We start from the raw sequence: 20203 nt of genomic DNA on the forward strand, positions 1-20203 counted from the left end.
GAAGTTAATAATAAAACAACGCATAAATTCAAAAAGACCCGCTTCATGGTCCTCGAACTCATGGAGCGGGTCTTTGTATTAACTTACTAGCATGGGATGGTGAGTTGACAGCGAAACCCAAACGGACTCTACCGGACTCCAACCCCTACTCAATTATAGAGGTTTACGAACCACGTCAAGGATAGAACCATCGCGGTATTCTACGATTGCCACGATGTCTTCGTCTTTGTCGGATACAGGGATATCTTGTGGTTTACCTACCAAGTCGAATGCTAATTGTTGTAATTCTTCAATTGTGTAGATAGGCAAGTTGCTATCTTTGAAGCGTTCAATCAAATCAGTACGAGCTGGGTTGATTGCAATACCGTATTCAGTAACAAGTACATCAACGGAGGAGCCTGGTGTAATTACAGTTGCAACTTTGTCACGGATCATTGGCAAACGACCACGGATCAATGGACAAGTAATAACTGTACATTTAGCACCTGCTGCTGTATCGGAGTGACCGCCAGAAGCGCCCATCAATACACCGTTAGAGTCAGTCATTACGTTTACGTTGAAATCAAGGTCGATTTCAGTAGCACCAAGGAATACTACGTCTAGGTAGTTTGTAGTGCAGTCAGTCCATGGGTTAGCATACATGGAAGCGGACATTTCGATGTGTGCAGGGTTTTTATCTAAAGAAGCTGCTGCAGTTGTATCGAATGTTTGAGTATCGTAAATTGCACGAATCAAGCCTTCTTCAAGCATACCAGTCAAGATACCAGTAGCACCACCGATAGCGAAGCCACCTACTTCACCGCGTTTGCGAAGTTTTTCAGCGATGAATTTTGCAACTGTCAATGGAGCACCGCCAGCGCCCAATTGAAATACGAAACCATCTTTAATGATGCCTGCTTGGTCAAGGAATTCACCAGCTAGTTCAGCAATTTTAATTTGGATAGGGTTTTTAGTGAAACCTACCGCACCAGAAGCGATACCTTCTGGATCACCAATGCTTTCAACCTCAACAACATAATCTACATCAGTTTGAGGAATTGCATAGTTGTGTACATAATCAACCAAATTATCAGTGATGATAACAGTTTTGTCTGCATAGTGAGAGTCAACTTTAGCATAGCCAAGTGCACCACATGCGGATTTACCCATACGACCAGTAGCATTACCACGTGGATCAGCTGTAGGAGCACCCATAAAAGCTACGTCGATATGAACTTCGCCAGATTCGATAGCACGAGCACGACCACCATGAGAACGAATCACTACAGGGCGTTTCAATACGCCTGGGTTTTGAGTTAAGAATTTACCAAGACGATCGCGCAAGCCAGATGTTTCGATAGCTGTTACAGTACCATCTTGAATCATTTCTACCAAGAATTCATGGCATGGGGACAAGGAAGAAGATGCGATAGTAATATCTTTGATACCTTTTGCTTGTACGCGTTCCATAACCATTTTCATTACATAGTCACCGTTACGCAAATGATGATGGAAGGACAATGTCATGCCATCTTTTACGCCAACCTTTTCGATTGCTTCATCGATAGAAGCAAGTACTTTATTTGTACCAACACGGCTCATGTGTACAGGTTTACCTGCGCGATGAGCTTTAGGTTCGATTGCGAATTCACCTTGATATACTTCGCGACCTTCTAGTGCTGGGATATTTGTTGGGATATCGCGACCTACTTTATTTAACATCGTATTCTGCTCCTTCCTCTAATTCAACTTTAATGCCTGCTGCACGTGCTTTATCAACTACGCGTTGTGCACGAACTACGATAGGACCATCGATCATTTTACCATCTACGGAGATTACGCCTTTATTGTTGCGCAATGCATCTGCATAGCTGTTCAATACCTTAACGGAATGAGCGATTTCTTTTTCGTCAGGAGTGAATACTTCGTGGATAATTTTGATTTGGCTTGGGTGGATACAAGATTTGCCATCATAGCCCAAAGCTTTAATGAATTCAACTTCTTCGCGGAAGCCTTGTGGGTCTTTCACGTCGGAGAATACAGTATCGATTACGCGGATACCTGCTTCACGCGCCGCATGAAGGATTGTTTGACGAGCGAACAACAATTCAACAGCTGGTTTATGTTTACCTGTGCGAAGGTCTGCACGATAGTCTTCAGCGCCAAGAGCGATAGCAACTACGCGAGGACCATGGCAGATTTCACGAACATTATATAAGCCGCGGACGGATTCAATAGCCACGATAATGTTGATTGTACCTTCCGGCCAACCGTTAGCTTTTTCCACTTCTTCAATCTTCTTCGCTACGATTTCAACTTCAGAAACATCTTCAGTTTTAGGTAAACGAATCATATCAGGTTTAGCTGGAACGATAACATCAAGATCGTCATAGCCATAAGGAGTTTGTGTAGGATGGTTGATACGAACAACTGTTTCTGCACGGAATTTACGGGATTTCAATGCTTCTGCAGTTAAAAGACGAGCTGTGTCTTTTTCTGTAATTGGCACGGAATCTTCGATATCGATCATGATGGAGTCAGCACCGTGAATATCTGCACTGTTAATCATTTTAGGTGTATTACCCGGTACGAACATCATGGAACGAGACAAGCGTTTTTTAGCAGCCTCTGTTAATGGGTTAGTTTTAACTTCTGGGAATGTTTTATCGTTAGCCATTATGCTTTGCTCCCCCTTTCCAATGCACCTAATACGCGAGCTTTAATTGTGTAATCCCAAGCATTTTTATCTTGTACGATTACTTTTACGCCATCATAACCAGCTTCTTTCACTGTGTTCAAGATAACGGATTTAATTTGGTCGCCGTATTGGCGGATAACTTTGGATGTTAATTCAATTTCGATACCGCTAGCAATCGGTTCAACCGTTACTAATGCATCATTTTTTTCGTCGAAGCCAGCTTGCGCAGCTTTTACTAATTGTGCCATGTTGCATCCTTTCGTTGTGAAACATATATAAAGTTCAAGTCTGTACAGGCTCGTCGCGAGAGCCCAGTACAGACATTGAATACTAACAATTAAATTCTAACACTCCATAGTGAAAGCTTCATATTACATGAAACCAGTGATTTTCCACCAAGGGATACCGATTACGTAGTTCAATACTAAACATACTAAAGCGGAAATCAAACCAACTGTCCACCAATCTTTTACGTTGTTGTAACCAGCGGAGAAGATGATTGGACCAGGAGCAGCACCGTAGTGAGTTACGGAACCACCATAGGAGTTTGTGCCGATCAAGATGAAAGCAAGTAATGTAGGATCCACGCCTGCGTTAACACCTAAAATCAAGAATACTGGAAGCATCGCGGAGATGTATGCAGTACCAGATGCGAAGAAGTAACGAACCGCAACGGAAACAATGGAGATAAGGATAAGCATCATGAATGGATCTAAACCGAAGTTCATGTGAGTTTCTAAGTATTTAGCCAACCATTCGAAGAATTTACCTTTAGTCAATGCAGAGGATAAGCCCAAGATACCACCAAACCAAATCAATGTGTTCCAAGCAGCTTTAGTTTTGAGCAAATCATCCCAAGTAATAATACCAAATACGAATGTAGCAAGCATCGCTACGATAGCAACTGCTGTTGCATTAAGAGTAACATCAAAAGTAGGAAGAATCCAGCCTACGATTGCAAGAAGTGCAATAGCGATAAGACCTTTTTCGGACGCTTTCATAGGTCCTAATTCCGCCAAACCGTCAGCAGCAATTTTCTTGTTGTCGATGTCTTTTACACTTGGACGTTCATACATGTAGCCAATAAGTGGGATAAGCATTAACATGATGAAACCAGGTACGAACATAGCTAATGCCCATTGAGCCCAGTTTAAAGTTACACCAGTCAATTTAGTAATGAAGTCTAAAGCCAATAAGTTTGGCGCCATTGCTGTCGCAAAGAAGAAGGATGTTACTTTAGTTGCAAAGTAACCATTCTGCAAGAGGTAAGCACCTGCTTTTTTAGCAGTCTCACCTGGGTAAGAACCAACTGCTTCAGCGATGGACAAGTTGATTGGATATACGATACCTGCCGCACGAGCTGTGTTGGATGGTGTTGCAGGAGATAAGATCATATCAAGGAATGCAGTTACATAACCAAGACGAAGTGTTGTACTACCAAAAGCGCGAACCAAGTAGTACGCAATGCGGTGACCAAGGCCAGTTTTACCGAATGCAACGGATAAAGCGAAGGCTGCGAAGATCAACCACAATGCTGTATTACTGTAACCAACCAATACGTCTTTTGTATTGTTCAATAAAACAGAAGATGTAGCAACACCTAATAATACTGTAATAGGAACTGGGAATGGTTTTAATACCAAGCCCACGATAGTAGCTAAATAAATACCAAATAATTTCCATACTTCTGGTTTGAGGCCTTCAGGTGTGCCACCGAACCACATAAATGCGACGATGGCAACCATAAGGCCAATGCGCCATAATTTGTCTTTCATGTGTGTCTTTCCCTTTCTTAACTAACTTAGGCATACATAAAATCATCTAGTCTTTAACAACATAACCGCTCGCGACGTCGATTACATTGATTAAGTCTACCCTCATTATAAATGTTTAAAAGTAATATGAAAAATAGATTACCTTTATAGGGGTTATAAAAACTTTTATATCTACTAATCATACTTTTTATGCATTTTAAGCATAGAAACACATCCCAAAATGAAAAAAATGCATGTATACCTCCCCAAAGGGGATATACATGCACTTACATGGTACTATATTGCTCTTAATCTATATTATGAGTTATTATATCGAAAAAGTCCAATACTGAAACAGCATGGATAAACAGTTAGAAAATCTCATAGATATACTCTATTATAATGCATCCTATGCTTTATATTCTCTAAATATACTGTCATCCACCACGGTATGTTCTTTGTAGTAATTGCGAACATATTCGATAAATGTTTTTACCACAACCAAGTTTTCCGCATCTTTTGTGTACACCATATTAGTATCACGGGTGATGTATTCACCATCTTTGCTACGCAATGGACTCACATAGATATCTTTATCCTTACAGGATCCAAGTCCCATATAGGTCAAGATAGACCAACCAAGGCCAGCACGAACAAAATGGCGACAAGTACTCATAGAGTTTACATCCATCGCCACACTTGGAGGCTCATCAAAATGTTCTGCACACCAAGTTTCGATAATATTTGCCACCGATGCATCTGTTTGATATTTAATGAATGGTACTTTTACCAAGGATTCAGGTGGCACTAATTCTTTATATACTAAACAATATGGTTCTGCTAGTAACAATTCAGACTTGCCAGACACATCATAACCACCACGAGCAAAGGCGACCATACAGTCACCGGTATTAAACATCTTTACCACTTGATGGCTGAAAGCAGTCTTCACTTGAATGTGAACATCTGGATATTGTTCTCGGAAAGATCTCAATAAGGCTGGTAATTCATAGTCTGCAAAGTTAATAGATGACGCGATTTTCAATGTCCCTTGAATCTTGCCAGAAGCGGAATTCATAGCATTCTCCAAGGCCTCTTGTTCTTGCATCATTCGCTTGCAGTAATCATAGAAAATTTCGCCTTGTGCCGTGAGGGCAATCCCTTCAGCAGTCCGCAACAACAGAGAATGGCTCAAGGCTTTTTCCATATGGCGCAACCGATAGCTCAACGCTGGTTGCGATAAAAATAATTTTTCAGCAGCCCTTGTAATATTGCCTTCATCCACAACAGTAACAAAGGTTTGCCATTCTCTATCGTCCATACAAACTCCTTTGTTATCGCTTATTACCAAAGATGCGTAATAAGGATAAGAATAAGTTAATGAAATCTAAGTATAGGCTCAAAGCGCCTGTGATTTCAATGCGGTCTAAAATTGTTTCATCCTCCATGAGCGCCACTTGTGTCACATTATTTTTAATGCGGTTCACATCGATAGCTGTAAAGATAGAGAACACTACAACACCTACATAACCTAGAACCAAACTAACAGTATCACTAAAGCCACTGAGTACAGTCCAGTTAAAGAAGCGGGCCCCCATCATCACCAAGGATACGATGATCATGCCGAACAATGCCGCCATCACATATGGTGTAAGGGATGATAAATTACGCTTAGTTGTAGCCCCTACCACTGCAAAGCCAATGAAGAAAGCAAGAGTACCTATTAACGCCGGAATAACTACATCAAACACATCATATCGCAAAGATACCAAGGTCAATGTGAGACCATTCAAAGCACTATAGAGGAAGAACATACCACGTAACGTCATTATATTAGCAGAATATGCACGAGCACTAAATAGGAATACCACACCAAGCTCTACTAATAAAATAATATTAAAGTTTTGATACGCAAAACGTAACCAGTTTGGATTTGCTAATGCGGCAAAGCCAACACCGATGGTTGTAAGCAAACCTACAACCATCCACAAGAAAGAGCCTTTTAATCGTTGGGATACGATACTTTCAACCTGTGCAACCTCAGCTGCAGTAGGTCCTGTTACATTATATGGATTCATACTATTCCTCCTTATTTAATTATCACTTATAGCGATTATCGAGCATTGGCAATGCCCGCAAATACCTTACCACGTTCTCCATCGATAGTCACTTCTTGACCTTCGAGGAGCACTTCGTGGGCATTTTTAGCGCCTAAGATAACAGGAATACCATACGTAATGCCCGCGATAGCACTGTCCGATGTATAACCATCTTCTACTGCGATGATACCGCCAGCGCGTTTGGCAATGGCCATCAATTCAGGCTCCATTGTACCTACTACTAGGATATCGCCGTCTTTGAAGCTTTCATAATTGTCCTTATGATTAGCAGCAATATACACATTACCTGTAACGGATTTGCGTAAAATACCATTACCAGACAGGAGCACTCGACCTGCAATATGAACGCGAATCATATTGGTCGTACCTGTTGCACCAGATGGTACCCCAGCAGTAACAACTACGAGGTCACCAGACTCGATGGCGCCAGTGCCGAGAGCACCGGTAATAGCTTGTTTAACCATTTCATCGGAGTTAATGATTTCATGCCCCTTGATAGCCTCTACGCCCCAGCATAATTGCATGCGACGAATAGTTTCCTCATGAGGTGTAACAGCGATGATTTTACAATCTGGACGATGACGAGCCACACTGAGTGCGGTATGACCAGATTCAGTACATGTCAAAATAGCTGTGGCCCCGAGGTTTTGAGCTACGCGCACGCTAGCCAAACATACGGCGCTTGTGGTAGTCATTTCTTCATCCTCACGAGCGCGGCTATAGCTATCATAAATTGCAGCCTTCTCCGTTACCTCTGCAATGCGAGTCATGGTTGCAACAGCTTCTACAGGATAGGAACCATTGGCTGTTTCGCCAGACAACATAATCGCATCAGTACCATCCAAAATGGCGTTGGCTACGTCACTTGCTTCCGCACGTGTAGGACGTGGGTTTTGAATCATAGACTCGAGCATTTGTGTCGCCGTAATAACGGGTTTCCCCAAGTCATTACATTTTTCAATCATCATCTTTTGAAGTACTGGCACCTCTTCTGCAGGAATTTCTACACCGAGATCGCCACGAGCAACCATGAGTCCATCCGCAACTTCCAAGATTTCATCGATATTTTTAACGCCTTCTGCATTTTCAATTTTCGCGATAATCTTTATGTCTTTTTTCTCAGACTCAAGAATGCGACGAATAGCCACAATGTCTTTGCCGCGTTGCATGAAGGATGCGGCCACAAAGTCTACCCCTTGTTGACAACCAAAGCGCAAGTCTGCTTCATCCTGTTCAGATACGGGTGGCAAGCTTAGTGCTATACCTGGTACGGCTACACGCTTGCGGTTACCGATTTCCCCGCTGTTTTGAACAGTTGTAACGATATTATTACCTTCGATAGCATCGATAACAAGTGTTACAAGCCCATCAGCCAAGAGGACTTTATCCCCTACGGACACATCGCCTGTAAGACCTTTGTAGTTCACGGAGCTAAGCTCTTTTGTACCTTCCACATCATCTGTAGTCAACGTAAATTGTTGACCGGCTTCGAGAAATACCTTGCCCTCTTTAAATAGACCAAGACGTACCTCTGGACCTTTTGTATCGAGCATTAATGCGATTGGTTTATTCACAATCATCGCCGCATCGCGCACCATTTGCATGCGTTCTGCTTGCTCTTCATGGGATCCGTGGGAGAAGTTAAAACGAGCTACGTTCATGCCCGCCCGCATCATATCTTCTAAGATACCAAATTTATCCGTTCCCGGACCTACAGTACATACGATCTTTGTACGTTTCATCTTTCCTCCTATGAAAGCACCTCCAAGATTGGATCTTTCATTTCTTATTATATCAATGTTGGTGAAAGCTATCTATGCCTCACGCAACATATGTTTCTCTACACCATTTATATACTTATGTATCAAGTATATGCTTATTACATGTTACACCTATATATGCTCATTATATGTCGCACATACTTGTGTTAACATTATATGTTTACTGTACCTCTACGGAGCCCTCGCCTAGAATAGATTCAATAGCCCTGATAGATTCATCACTAGGGTCAAAGCACATATTTGGTGGTAAATTAATGCGTTTTCGTTGACGGTGTAAATATAACGACGTTGGCACAGAGCCAGCGGTGCTAGTCAATACGCGTTTTAAGGCTTCGCTATTTTCTGGTGTATCATATTGGCTATAAATGTGGATTGCCACCTGTTTTGCCTGCCCATAGTTTACCTTTAATGGCGTAATACGGTCTGCAATGATTTGCACACCCTTTTCATCCGCATCAACCCGGCCTTTTACCTTAACAATCATATCGACCGCAAGGAATTGCTGACTTTGACTAAAGACCTTAGGGAATGCCACTACATTAGCCGCACCAGAATAATCTTCGATGCGAAGAATGGACATAACCTCATTGCGCTTTGTCATGCGATCCGATTTATTTTCGATGAGGCCACCAAAGGTAATGGTTTGGCCATCGTATTGCTCTGGATTTTCTACGAGAGCACCCAGTTCAAAGAGACCTTCCAATTCTTTCGCATATCCTTGCAATGGATGCCCCGTAATGTAAAAGCCGGTATATTCTTTTTCATCCTTTAACTTATCGTCTTCCGATAAATCCTCCACATTGGGAACAGGGATGAAATCGACAGATTCTTCCATATCGCCAAAGAGGTTCATGGTACCCATAGCAGCATCTTTTTGCTCTTTAGCACCAACGGCTTGTGCGCTTTCATACATGTGCAACAATTGGTTACGATTTTCCTTGAAGCCATCCATGGCGCCGCAGCGAATGAGACTTTCAAGAAGTCGTTTATTAACAACCCTATTATCCACCCGTTTGCAGAAGTCCACGATATCCGTATACAGACCATGCTCATTGCGCTCGCGAATCAAGCGATCAATAGCATTGTCCCCTACGTTCTTAATACCGCCAAGGCCAAAGCGAATGGCGTCGTCTTGTACGGCAAAACTGCGTTCAGAATAGTTAATATCTGGACCTAGAACCTTAACGTTATGCTTCTTGCAAGAGTTAATGTAATACGTTAACTTTTGCATATTCTGCATGAAGCTCGTCATGGTAGCCGCCATAAATTCCGGGAAATAGTGCGCTTTCAAGTACGCTGTCTGGTACGCGATATACGCATAAGCCGCACTATGTGATTTATTAAAGCCGTAGCCAGCGAAGTATACGAGCAAGTCGAATACTTCATTCGCAACGGATTCAGTAATACCGTTTGCTACGGAGCCTTGAATAAAGGACTCCCGTTGCGCCTTTAGAACAGATTCCTTTTTCTTACCCATGGCACGGCGCATCAAATCCGCTTGACCAAGGGAGAAGCCCCCCATGGCGGACGCAATCTGCATAACCTGTTCTTGGTATAAGATTACACCAAAGGTATCTTTCAAGATAGGTTCCAAAATAGGATGTAAATAAGTAACCTCTTTTTTACCATGACGGCGGTCGATAAAGTCCGCCACCATCCCAGAGCCTAATGGGCCTGGACGATACAAGGCTACCAATGGAATTAAGTCTTCAAAATGCTCAGGCTTAAGGTCCATAACGAGCTTAGTGATACCTTCCGACTCAAGTTGGAATACACCAGATGTGTCACCCTTGGTGAGAAGCTCACAAGCCGCCGCATCATCGAGCGGAATGGCGTCTAAGTCTAGGTCAATACCACGGTTCGCCTTGATGAGTTTTAAAGCATCCCCCATAACCGTCAAAGTACGGAGGCCCAAGAAGTCCATTTTTAGGAGGCCCAATTCCTCGATATTATCCTTATCATACTGCGTTACAAAGCCTTCATCGTTGGCATTTTGTACCGGCACATGGTCATCGAGAGGATCTGCAGAAATTACGACGCCCGCCGCATGCGTGGACGAATTTCGCGCTATCCCTTCTAGCTTTTTACCAAAGTCGAATAACTCTTTTACATTTGGATCGGTTTCGTATAAAGCTTTTAGCTCTTTTCCTTGTAGAGCCTTATCTAAGGTAATCCCCAGTTCGTTGGGAATCATCTTAGCGATGCGGTTCACTTCAGCCAGAGGTAAGTCGAGCACGCGACCTACGTCACGAATTACGGCACGAGCCGCCTCTGTACCGAACGTAATAATCTGGGATACACGCTCCTGTCCGTATTTTCGCGTTACATATTCAATGGCTTGACCACGTTTTTCATAGCAGAAGTCAATATCGATATCAGGCATGCTTACCCGCTCTGGATTTAAGAACCGTTCAAAAAGCAAATCGTATTTTAATGGATCAAGACCTGTAATACCTAAAAGGTACGCTACTACAGAACCTGCCGCAGAACCACGGCCTGGTCCTACTAAGATATCGTGCTCACGGGCATACCGCACATAATCCCACACGATGAGGAAGTAATCCTCAAACCCCATCGTACCGATAACATCTAACTCGTAGTCGAGACGCTTTTGTAACTCTTCAGACGTTTCACCATAAAGGCGTGGAATTTCTCGTTCACAAACCTTACGTAAATACGTTTTAGACGTTTCCCCTTCGGGCACATCAAAGTGAGGCAAGTGATGTTCGTCGAAGTTGAATTCTACGTTACAGCGCTCTGCAATTTTTAATGTGTTTTCAATGGCCCCAGGAATATGAGAGAACAACTGCGCCATCTCATCCCCGGATTTCAAATAGAACTCATCATTAGGGAACTTTAAGCGGTCCACTTCGGCACGGCGGCGGCCTGTAGAAATACAAACCTTAATATCCTGAGCGTCTGCATCCTCTTTTAAGACATAGTGGAAGTCATTAGACGCTACGATGCCAAGACCGTATTCCTTACTGAGCTTAATGAGCTCCTCTTGGGCCTTTGCCTCCTCTGGCAAGCCATGATTTTGAATTTCTAAGAAGAAATTATCCTTACCGTACGTCTCAATATACCATTCGATGGAACGCTTAGCGCCTTCCATATTGTCTTGCAAGATATACTGAGGAATTTCCCCTTGAATACAAGCACTAAGGGCAATAATCCCCTTGCTATATTGACGCAATAGATCGCGGTCTGCACGTGGGCGATATAACATGCCTTCTGTAGACGCTTTCGATACAATTTTAACAAGATTACGATACCCTTCCATGGTCTCAGCCAACAAGATAAGATGTTTTAGTCTTTCACGGCTACGACCTTCTGGACGATCAAATCGATTGTTTTCCGTTACATACACTTCACAACCGATGATAGGCTTAACGCCTTGGGCTATACACTCTTTATAGAAATAAATAGCTGCGTACATATTGCCGTGATCTGTAATGGCAAGGGCCGGCTGATTTAACTCCTTCGCACGACGTACCATGTCAGGCAAACGACTGATGCCATCTAGCAAACTAAACTCTGTATGACTATGTAAATGTACAAATGGCTGCATGGTACACCTCCTTTAAGGGCGATGAGCAAAATACACGTTCAATGACTTCTTACGAGCCTTCCAATCTGGCAAAAACTGCGCCACTAGATTGTGAAAGTTCTTGGAATGGTCTAAATATTTAAAATGAGCAAACTCATGAACCATAACGTACTCAATATACGCCTGTGGTCCCTCTAACAAACGGGTGTTCATCTTGACGAGCTGCTTTGCAGGCGTACAAGAACCCCAACGACTCTTCATTCGCTGCTGTTTTATGATTGGCATAGGCACATCAATACCTTGCTTGTGAAAGCGCTGATACACGACCTTTGCCCAATGGACAAAGACCTTCTCCCCTAAATTACGCCAATAACTTTGCATTAATTTATGTTTAGCTTCAAATGTCGTACCACGAGGTACAACCATGGTAAGAATGGCTTTTCCGTCAAAACCGATGTGAGGCTTTCCATCCTGCTCAACTAGGCGCAACGTAACGGGAATACCGAGTATTGATAAGCTTTCACCATTCACATACTGCAATGCATCGACGCGCTTGGCATTCAATGCATCAATCTTGTAACGAGCCCGCTCAATGAAGGGCATATTCTCAATGACAAACTTGTCCACCCTATAATCCGGCACATACCCATTCGCCGACACATGGATCACACCATCCTTTGTAATGCGCATGTTCATGTTCTTCACACGCTTGATGGTTAACTCATATTCAATTCTGTCACCATTATAGGTAATAGACCTAGTTGTTGAAGTATTCATACCTTTTATTTTATCATAAAACACTCATAAAAACGTAGAAAGCTGATGATTTTGATAGAATTGCTTAGATTTTAATTAATACTGATATTTTATTATTTTGTAATATAAAAATGACACCTATACCAAGCCCTTGTGGGTAGTATAGGTGTCATTATAATAGTATGTAATACTAAACTACTGATTTGAGTAAGATAATTCTAAAGATACCTCACCATTAGCTGTTAATATAAATATTAACCCAGAGAACGGATTTTGATTATAGAATTTGAAAGTCTCAATCATCGATAAAACTTCATTCTTTAAATCATACATAATTTCCGAAATAACAGCAGGTTCTTCTGTATTATTTTCTCCATACTTTATAATACATGAGTCATCCGCACTTTTATAAACAAAAATCTCTACAGAAGGATTATCAACATTCATCTCAAAATGTAATTTAGCACGATACCAATTTAGAGGCGTTAATTTAAATATATGTTTTGCCACTTTATTATAATGTTTCTCGAGCTCATCTTCCAAACTCTTATGTTCTAATCTAAAGGCCTTATCTATGGCAGTATAATTTTTTGCTAATACACGAGATTCCATATCCTCCAATAATAAAACACCGCGAGGACCTTTTAGCATTTCTTTATATACATCCGGCTCAAATTCATCTTCTCTAGCCAGAACACCAAAATTCTGATATCTCCACTTATGTATATTTTGAAGCCAATACTCATCAGTTACGCGATCATTATGAAATTCACAATGGGGTTCATAGTCATCTCGTGAAATATACATCGTTCCCCATGTCCATGGCTCAACAGATACATTATGTAATAAACGCACATTTACTAAAATCTCATCCATATTATTATTAATAGAATTTACTTTTTCAGTACTACAATTGTATAATAAATCACCATAATTAATTATTGACCCTGCTGGAGTCTTTACATAATAATATGCTGAAGTCATTGTGCCGGTTTCCGTACTATCAAAATATAAATAAGCCTTATACCAATGTTCAGGCATACAATCAATAAGTAAATCTCTTATTTTATTAATATATGTATTCATTTCTACTCCTATAATTAATTCGAAATAGTACGTTTAGCAGCAAGCTCTCCATTTATACTATAGGAGAACTTAAATTCAGATGGTCGTTTACTACCATTTCTAATAACCTCAATTTCTACAGACACAACATTTCCTTCCATGACAGCTTTTTTTATTGCATTTTCAACTCTTCTATATTCACTTTGATTTACTACTCTATCCATAGCAACCAAATTATCTATATCACCAGAGCCATTAAATATCTTTGCAATTAAATGTCCTCCATGATCCTCACCCGGTCTACCCGTTTGCTCTACTATAGCCTTTTGTGCGCTAGGTATGCGTTTAGCATCATTTAACTCTATTATGCCAGATACCTTTGTTATATTTCTATCGGCATCAGTATAATATGTATAACCATTTTTTAGATAAACAATACTAGGCTTTAATACTTTAATACCATCAACGACCTCCATATGAGTTCCATCTGTAATTCGGTTTAAAACTTGTTTTGACGGCTCTCTTTTTATAAACCCTCTTAGTATACTCTTACCCCCAAAGCCACGACCATTAAGATCTATATCTTCAGCATGCGTACTAATCCCTATGTTTTGAGCATTTAAAACTTCTGAACCAGAAAGAAATGATTCTACAATAGGATTTTCCATTATAGAATATTCTCCAGTTTCCCAATTCCATTTAGGAGTATAACCATATGACTTTCCTTGTAACGCACGCCTATATCCAGCTGTCAAAGAATCTTCACCGTATTGATTTTTATTAAATAATCCACTAAAAAAGTTCTTAGTTGAATACCAAAATTTTAAAAGCCGATTTTTTAAAACCTTAGAATCATCTATCGGTGAATTTAAACTACCATCATAGTCAGTTATTTTAAATGTACGTTTCTTACCAAGAGACTGTAGATTACTATTTGAATTAACTAAATCTAATTTTTTATAAGTCTCTGGCTCATAACTCTTACCTATATCTAATATCGAAAAATGATAACCTATTAATCCTGATGTAGTTCCACCATCCTTATATACAATATCAAACATCTGTAATTTATTATCAATAGCAATATTTTTATACCTATTCGTTATCTTATCTTTTACAGAAATAACATAATAAGCACCATTTTTCATATTTCTAAGGTCGAAAGACTTTCCATCTATTGATACAATGTAATTATTTTTTTTAATCAAATTTAACTGATCAAATAATTCAGGTTCATACTGAAATTCATTCCATTTAGTAGCATAAATTGATACTGCAGCCCCAGCATTTAAAGAATCACCACTTACGCTGTTAACTACACCACCTACTGCAGCACTCAACCATTGTGCTAATGCTGGATCATGTTTAGCCACTTTCTTAATTTCACCAATTAACAGCTCATTTGTCATAGTAGCTTTAAAACCACTACCAGGTGCATTACCAGCCATACGAGCTGCCAACTCACCTATTACACCATGAGCAATGGACTTAGCGACTTTGCCATCCTTAGTTGTTGGTTGCCAATTATGTAGTTGTTCGAATGCATTTTTAGAGAATAGACGAGCTAATTCCTGACGTTCTTCAATTTTCTTTTTATCGAAAATCTTATCTAATTGATGTAATGTATTTTCAGTATTAGTATTAACGGTCTTGGTATCAATTTCTTTACCATCTACAGTTAGTATACCATCAGAAATAGCAGATTGAGTAGTAGAGCTCGCTTTACCTTTAGATCCTACGCCTAAGTTTGGAACTAGGCCTATATTGTTATAAATTTTATCATAACCTTTTTTATCATTGGTCTTCATCTCTTCGAGTTTCTTTTTACTACCATAGTAGTTATAGCCAATACCATTGTTGCTATATGTATACTCGGCTTCGTTTTGGATGTCCTTCATCTCAAGAGATTTTGTGCTCAATTTATTCTTAGTTTTCGGAGCGTTACTTTTAATAACAGCACCTTCTAATGTAGTACTGTTACCTACATCAAGGTTGTAGCCCTCTTCTCCAGCATAAATACCAGCTTGTTGAGTTACGCTTTTCCATTTACTATCAATTCGACCTACGCTAGCATTTATGCTACCAGTTGGATCTTTGAAATTAGGTTTCGAGGATACAGAGAATCCAGCAGATTTACTATGTTCTTTAAAGTTATCTACATCTTGTAAGCTTTGAATATGTAAATCACGACCTGCATCTACTTCTACCTTTTTACCAGATACAGTGGAACCAATAATATTTGTATCTCGTTTTGCTTTAAGCTGTGCTAATTCGACTGCTTTAATCTTAGTTGGTACATAACTTTCTTGATGGGTATCCCCATTTTGACGAGCCATATGAGCACTCGCATTAATATCGAGAAGTCCACCACCAGTTAAACTAATACTCGCACCTGCACTCCAACCAGAACTCTTATAGTCATTTTTCACATCTACTGTACTCTTACCAGCCTCTATATTGATATCGCTAGCGCTAGCCAAACTAATAGATTGAGCAGATACGCTTTCACCAGTAAGGGTAATACCATTTTTCTTAGCATCATGAGCCGTTATACGAACATCGCCATCACTAATAACAGAGCCACCCTTATAAGTTGCGGTATCTACAGTTTGACCTTGTTTCTGTGATGTGCTACCAATTGATACAGATAAATTAATAGCATTATCAATATTTTTAGGACCTCGTTTAGCTTTACCATTTACTTTCTCAACTTTACCAGTCACTGCATCTCGTATTTTAGCTCCATGTAAAGCACTATCTACAGCTTCATATCCGTCTTGTAACTGTTTACGAGCTTCATTAAGTTCAAGTGCTGTCAAACGTTTATCATCACGGCCTCCAGCTTGTTTAATAGTTCGCGTTGCATTCGTTACACTATCAGCTAATGCACCACCTAATGCCACCGTTAAGCCGGACTTTTTATAGCGATCATCATGTGTCATATGTTGCGTATCAGTATTACCATCAAGGGTCACTGCAGCGCCCTCAATTGTAGTACCGGTTTTACTTACTACATCGGCACTAGTAAGATGTACCGTATCATTTGCCATAATGTTTACATTGCCCTTCGTACTAGCAATAGTATTACGTACGGTTTCCTCTTCACGATTGGTATCATCTATATTTCGTTTTTCTGTACCAATAGTAAATCCGATACCACTTCCCATTAAACCTGAAGTTTTATGACGATATGTACTCGTTTCTTTCGTTACATTCTTATCTGCACCGAGTTCAACCTTACCAGCTGCCGTCACTTGAACGCTTTTTTCACCCATCAGTTTAGCGGATTGTCCTGTCACATCATGACCAGATTTAATCACAACGTCTTTGCCACTCACAACAGAACCTGTTACAGCCGTCACTTGTGCTACACCGGTTGCATCCGTATGTTCCCGTTTAACTAAACTTTTCTTCTTGTCCTTATACACATGGTCAACGGTACTTGTTGCCGATGCCGTATCAAGTTTTACATTCTGACCTTCCACCTGTACCTTATCAGCTGCCAAAATTTCACTACCACTAAGTGCTACATCAGTATTAGCAGCCACAGTTACATTGTTACCTTCCACACTGCTGCCTACAGTGGTTACTTCATTCACTACATCATGTGTTTCTGTAGTCTGAGAATGACCACCACCGGATTTTCCTTTGTCATAGCGATGTTCCTCTAATTCATGATTCGCTGTCATAGACCGCATGTTTACCTGACGTCCAGCTACTAGAGCAACATCCTTATCGGAAGTCACTTTACCACCCTGCATAGCAACATCACGACCTGCTGTAACTACAGCATCGCCTTTCGCCGTAATTTGACCTTGATCTACAGCAGTTACTGTTTCACGACGGCTATTGGCACTATTCCATACAACCTTACTATTGCTGGCTTCATACTTAACGCCCTTATTGATAACATCACGATCTGCCGCTACGACAAGCTTTCCTTTTTCATCGGTTTGCTTAATCGTACCGCCCTCATTTATCACATCATTCTTAGCATATACAGTTGTACGATCACGGCCTTCTATCGTGCCTTGTGTATTACGAACATCGGTATCCGCCACCACTATTGTTGTGCGACCTTTAATCAGTCCGTTATCATTGTGTATCGTATTACCATGTACAGTTATCGCATCATCCGCCACTATGCTACCGCGATTATGCATCGTGCCTACCTGCAAATTAATCGATTGAGCCTGCATATTCGCAGCCCCCTCAACACGTTGTGTGGTCGGCGCCAAATATAATGTTGGCACGAGTAAGGTTTCAGTCTTACCGTTCGGCAATACTACCGGTTGACTAACAAGCATTACCACATCTTCTGTCAATTGCTGTTGCTCCGATTCAGTTAATCCTTGTCCGAGCATCATCGATTTAGACTTCATCACGGTAAGACCTGCATCCATTAATTTACGGTACTGCTCTTCTTCTGTAAGTCCTGCCTGTAGTCTACTTTTACCTGTTTGACGTAAAATAGCCTGCATTACCAATTGTTGTTCGTAGTAACCATCACCTAATCGTTTTTGTGTACGCATAGGATTGAGTTGTAAACGATTGATGACATAATCAGAAGATAAGAAGGTTCTTCGATTGGTAAAATTCGGATCTGTTTCCATCGCATAGGATGTATTTGGATTTGTAGATAACTGACTCATAGACGTCAATACCGACGTATCTACCGTAGCACCTGTCGTGCTGTTCGCTATATTGCTACCATAAACAGCTACCGGTATATCTATCGGTTGCACTATATCATTATGATACTCCGCCTCACGAATATTCGTGGAATCCCATCCATGATGTTTATGGCGACTATAACCAGTAGCAGTCCCATTCTCACTAATATATTCATTTCCTTTCGGATTAAGCGCTTCATAATGCCCGATTTTACCAGCCAATGTACCCGCTGCACTGATTTGGCTAGCATCATTAGTAACAACGTCTGCTTCAATCTGTAAGTTACCACCCGAAATAATACGCCCTGGTTTGGAAGTATCCACTACTTCTTTTACTCGTGTACGATCATATTCATATTTCGTCCAGCTATCATGATGCTCTCCATTAATAGACAATTGTAAATTTTCAGAAGAGTGAACTACAATCTTATCTTGTGGAATTGGATCATCATGATCATAAATACGTTCCTCAGATAGCTGATATCGTTTGATACTGCCTGCCGGTGCCACTTCATTTTTAATATGCTCCGTAGTTCCTGTAGTAGCCCGTTTCAACGTAATACCACCATTTGTATTAGCAATGGATTTTGCAAGAATCACTCCCTGCTGACCGGCCTCGATAGTAGCCGCCACATTAGTCAACGCATCCATCTTGCCGGCTATAGCGCCGTTATAATCCATCGTCTTTCCTAGCTGTAACACACCCTCAGACTTCAGCACACTACCATTCGTATTTTTTATTGTATTGGTAGCCACCGCTAAATTATTACGTGCGATGAGTACCGGTGCATCTTTCGTAACAGCATTACCGGTTTGTGTGAAAGCATCTGCTGAAATACGTGCCGAATCAGCATAGAATTTAGCCTTACCGACTTGTGTAAAGCCTTTTGCACTAATGCTTATATCCGGCGCCACCACAGTCCCACTATTTTGTACCTTGCCGGTACTGTCTACAGAAATATGATTCTGTGCGGAAAGAATCCCTTTATTATTCACGCCAAAACCATCATTGGTTCCTACTAAGTACATGCTATTCGCATACATACCACCGATTTGAGAAACGTCAAGACCTACCTGTTCTGAGTTACTGGTCTTCGTAACATTAGTTACCTTACCACTACCATCGACAGATACTGTATTTTTACCGGTTACCACATGGCTTTCATCAGACCATACCTTGCCGTTGAGCTGTACCGCTTCAGCCAAAATATCTGTACGAGATGTACGCGATGCATCGAGACCTTGTCCAGATACCGTCACAGTACCTTGCTTTACATCATATCCAGCAATAGTTCCGTCTGTAATAATAGGGTTTCCTGTTGTCAGAGTAGCCGCACTAGTATTAATAAATGTCCCATTATTAACAGCAATCCCATTTGGGTTAGCAATGATAACATGTGCCTTACGACCTGCTACCTCTAAGGCACCATTCATAGCAGTCGCACCCGTTCCAGTTACTTCATTTAAAATCGTCTTAGCTGCAGCACCTCTCAAGTTAGGATTCCCCATCACATAGCCAGCTAGTTCTGTAGATACAGGTCTCCTTGAGTTATTTAGAATAACCCCTTTGTCATCTACATTAAACATATCATATTGATTGTGAGATAAACCATTAGCATTCGGTTTATTAATATTGACAATGGGCGTTCCATTAGGGGCTTCATCCATAGTTGGACCCATTTTTCCTTGATTCGGTACAATAGATTGTGCCACTGCTAGCGGAATCCACGGTCCAGAATTTGTAACTAATAAGGCTGCACACAATGCGGTTGCTGTATACTGTTTAATTTTCATTATTCTTTCCTTATACTCTCTCATTTAATAACACAC

At 40.8% G+C, this 20203-nt stretch carries 11 protein-coding genes; all 11 read right to left on the reverse strand.

Annotated elements, in window-relative coordinates:
- Positions 1-153: 153 nt before the first annotated feature.
- The 11 genes from citF to VPHSUH08_RS05580 all read right to left on the reverse strand — a co-directional run bounded on the left by citF (position 154) and on the right by VPHSUH08_RS05580 (position 20167).
- The gene (citF, locus tag VPHSUH08_RS05530; protein ID WP_005385631.1) at positions 154-1701 is read right to left on the reverse strand and encodes a citrate lyase subunit alpha; all 1548 of its coding nucleotides are present in this window, start codon (positions 1699-1701) and stop codon (positions 154-156) included.
- On the reverse strand, positions 1691-2656 hold the full coding sequence (locus VPHSUH08_RS05535) for a CoA ester lyase (RefSeq protein ID WP_004695279.1): 966 nt from the start codon (positions 2654-2656) through the stop codon (positions 1691-1693). The genes citF and VPHSUH08_RS05535 overlap by 11 nt, the downstream gene beginning before the upstream one ends.
- Positions 2656-2925 carry a citrate lyase acyl carrier protein gene (gene citD / locus VPHSUH08_RS05540; protein WP_004696923.1) on the reverse strand — a complete coding sequence of 90 codons (270 nt, stop codon included), beginning with the start codon at positions 2923-2925 and terminating at the stop codon, positions 2656-2658. The genes VPHSUH08_RS05535 and citD overlap by 1 nt, the downstream gene beginning before the upstream one ends.
- 123 nt (positions 2926-3048) lie before the next feature.
- Complete coding sequence (locus VPHSUH08_RS05545; RefSeq protein WP_012864718.1) at positions 3049-4452, reverse strand: DASS family sodium-coupled anion symporter; 1404 nt, start codon at positions 4450-4452, stop codon at positions 3049-3051.
- Between the two features lie 388 nt (positions 4453-4840).
- Positions 4841-5752, reverse strand: a complete 912-nt coding sequence (locus tag VPHSUH08_RS05550; RefSeq protein ID WP_105086979.1) for a LysR family transcriptional regulator — start codon at positions 5750-5752, stop codon at positions 4841-4843.
- A gap of 13 nt (positions 5753-5765) precedes the next feature.
- Entirely contained in the window at positions 5766-6509 is a 744-nt protein-coding gene (locus tag VPHSUH08_RS05555) for a Bax inhibitor-1/YccA family protein (protein ID WP_105086980.1), read from the reverse strand.
- A 35-nt stretch (positions 6510-6544) separates the two neighbouring features.
- Positions 6545-8293 (reverse strand): pyruvate kinase, encoded by a 1749-nt coding sequence (gene pyk, locus VPHSUH08_RS05560; RefSeq protein WP_105086981.1) that lies wholly within the window; start codon positions 8291-8293, stop codon positions 6545-6547.
- A 199-nt stretch (positions 8294-8492) separates the two neighbouring features.
- Positions 8493-11900 carry a DNA polymerase III subunit alpha gene (locus tag VPHSUH08_RS05565; RefSeq protein ID WP_105086982.1) on the reverse strand — a complete coding sequence of 1136 codons (3408 nt, stop codon included), beginning with the start codon at positions 11898-11900 and terminating at the stop codon, positions 8493-8495.
- A 12-nt stretch (positions 11901-11912) separates the two neighbouring features.
- Positions 11913-12680: a M48 family metallopeptidase gene (locus VPHSUH08_RS05570; protein WP_105086983.1), complete on the reverse strand. Its 768-nt coding sequence runs from the start codon at positions 12678-12680 to the stop codon at positions 11913-11915.
- 150 nt (positions 12681-12830) lie between these two features.
- The gene (locus tag VPHSUH08_RS05575) at positions 12831-13721 is read right to left on the reverse strand and encodes an immunity protein YezG family protein (RefSeq protein WP_105086984.1); all 891 of its coding nucleotides are present in this window, start codon (positions 13719-13721) and stop codon (positions 12831-12833) included.
- Positions 13722-13735: 14 nt separating this feature from the next.
- Positions 13736-20167, reverse strand: coding sequence for a hemagglutinin repeat-containing protein (locus tag VPHSUH08_RS05580; RefSeq protein WP_105086985.1), 6432 nt, complete (start codon positions 20165-20167; stop codon positions 13736-13738).
- Between the last annotated feature and the right edge of the window lie 36 nt (positions 20168-20203).

This window comes from Veillonella sp. S13054-11 (assembly GCF_002959795.1).
Classification (GTDB): Bacteria; Bacillota; Negativicutes; order Veillonellales; family Veillonellaceae; genus Veillonella; species Veillonella parvula_E.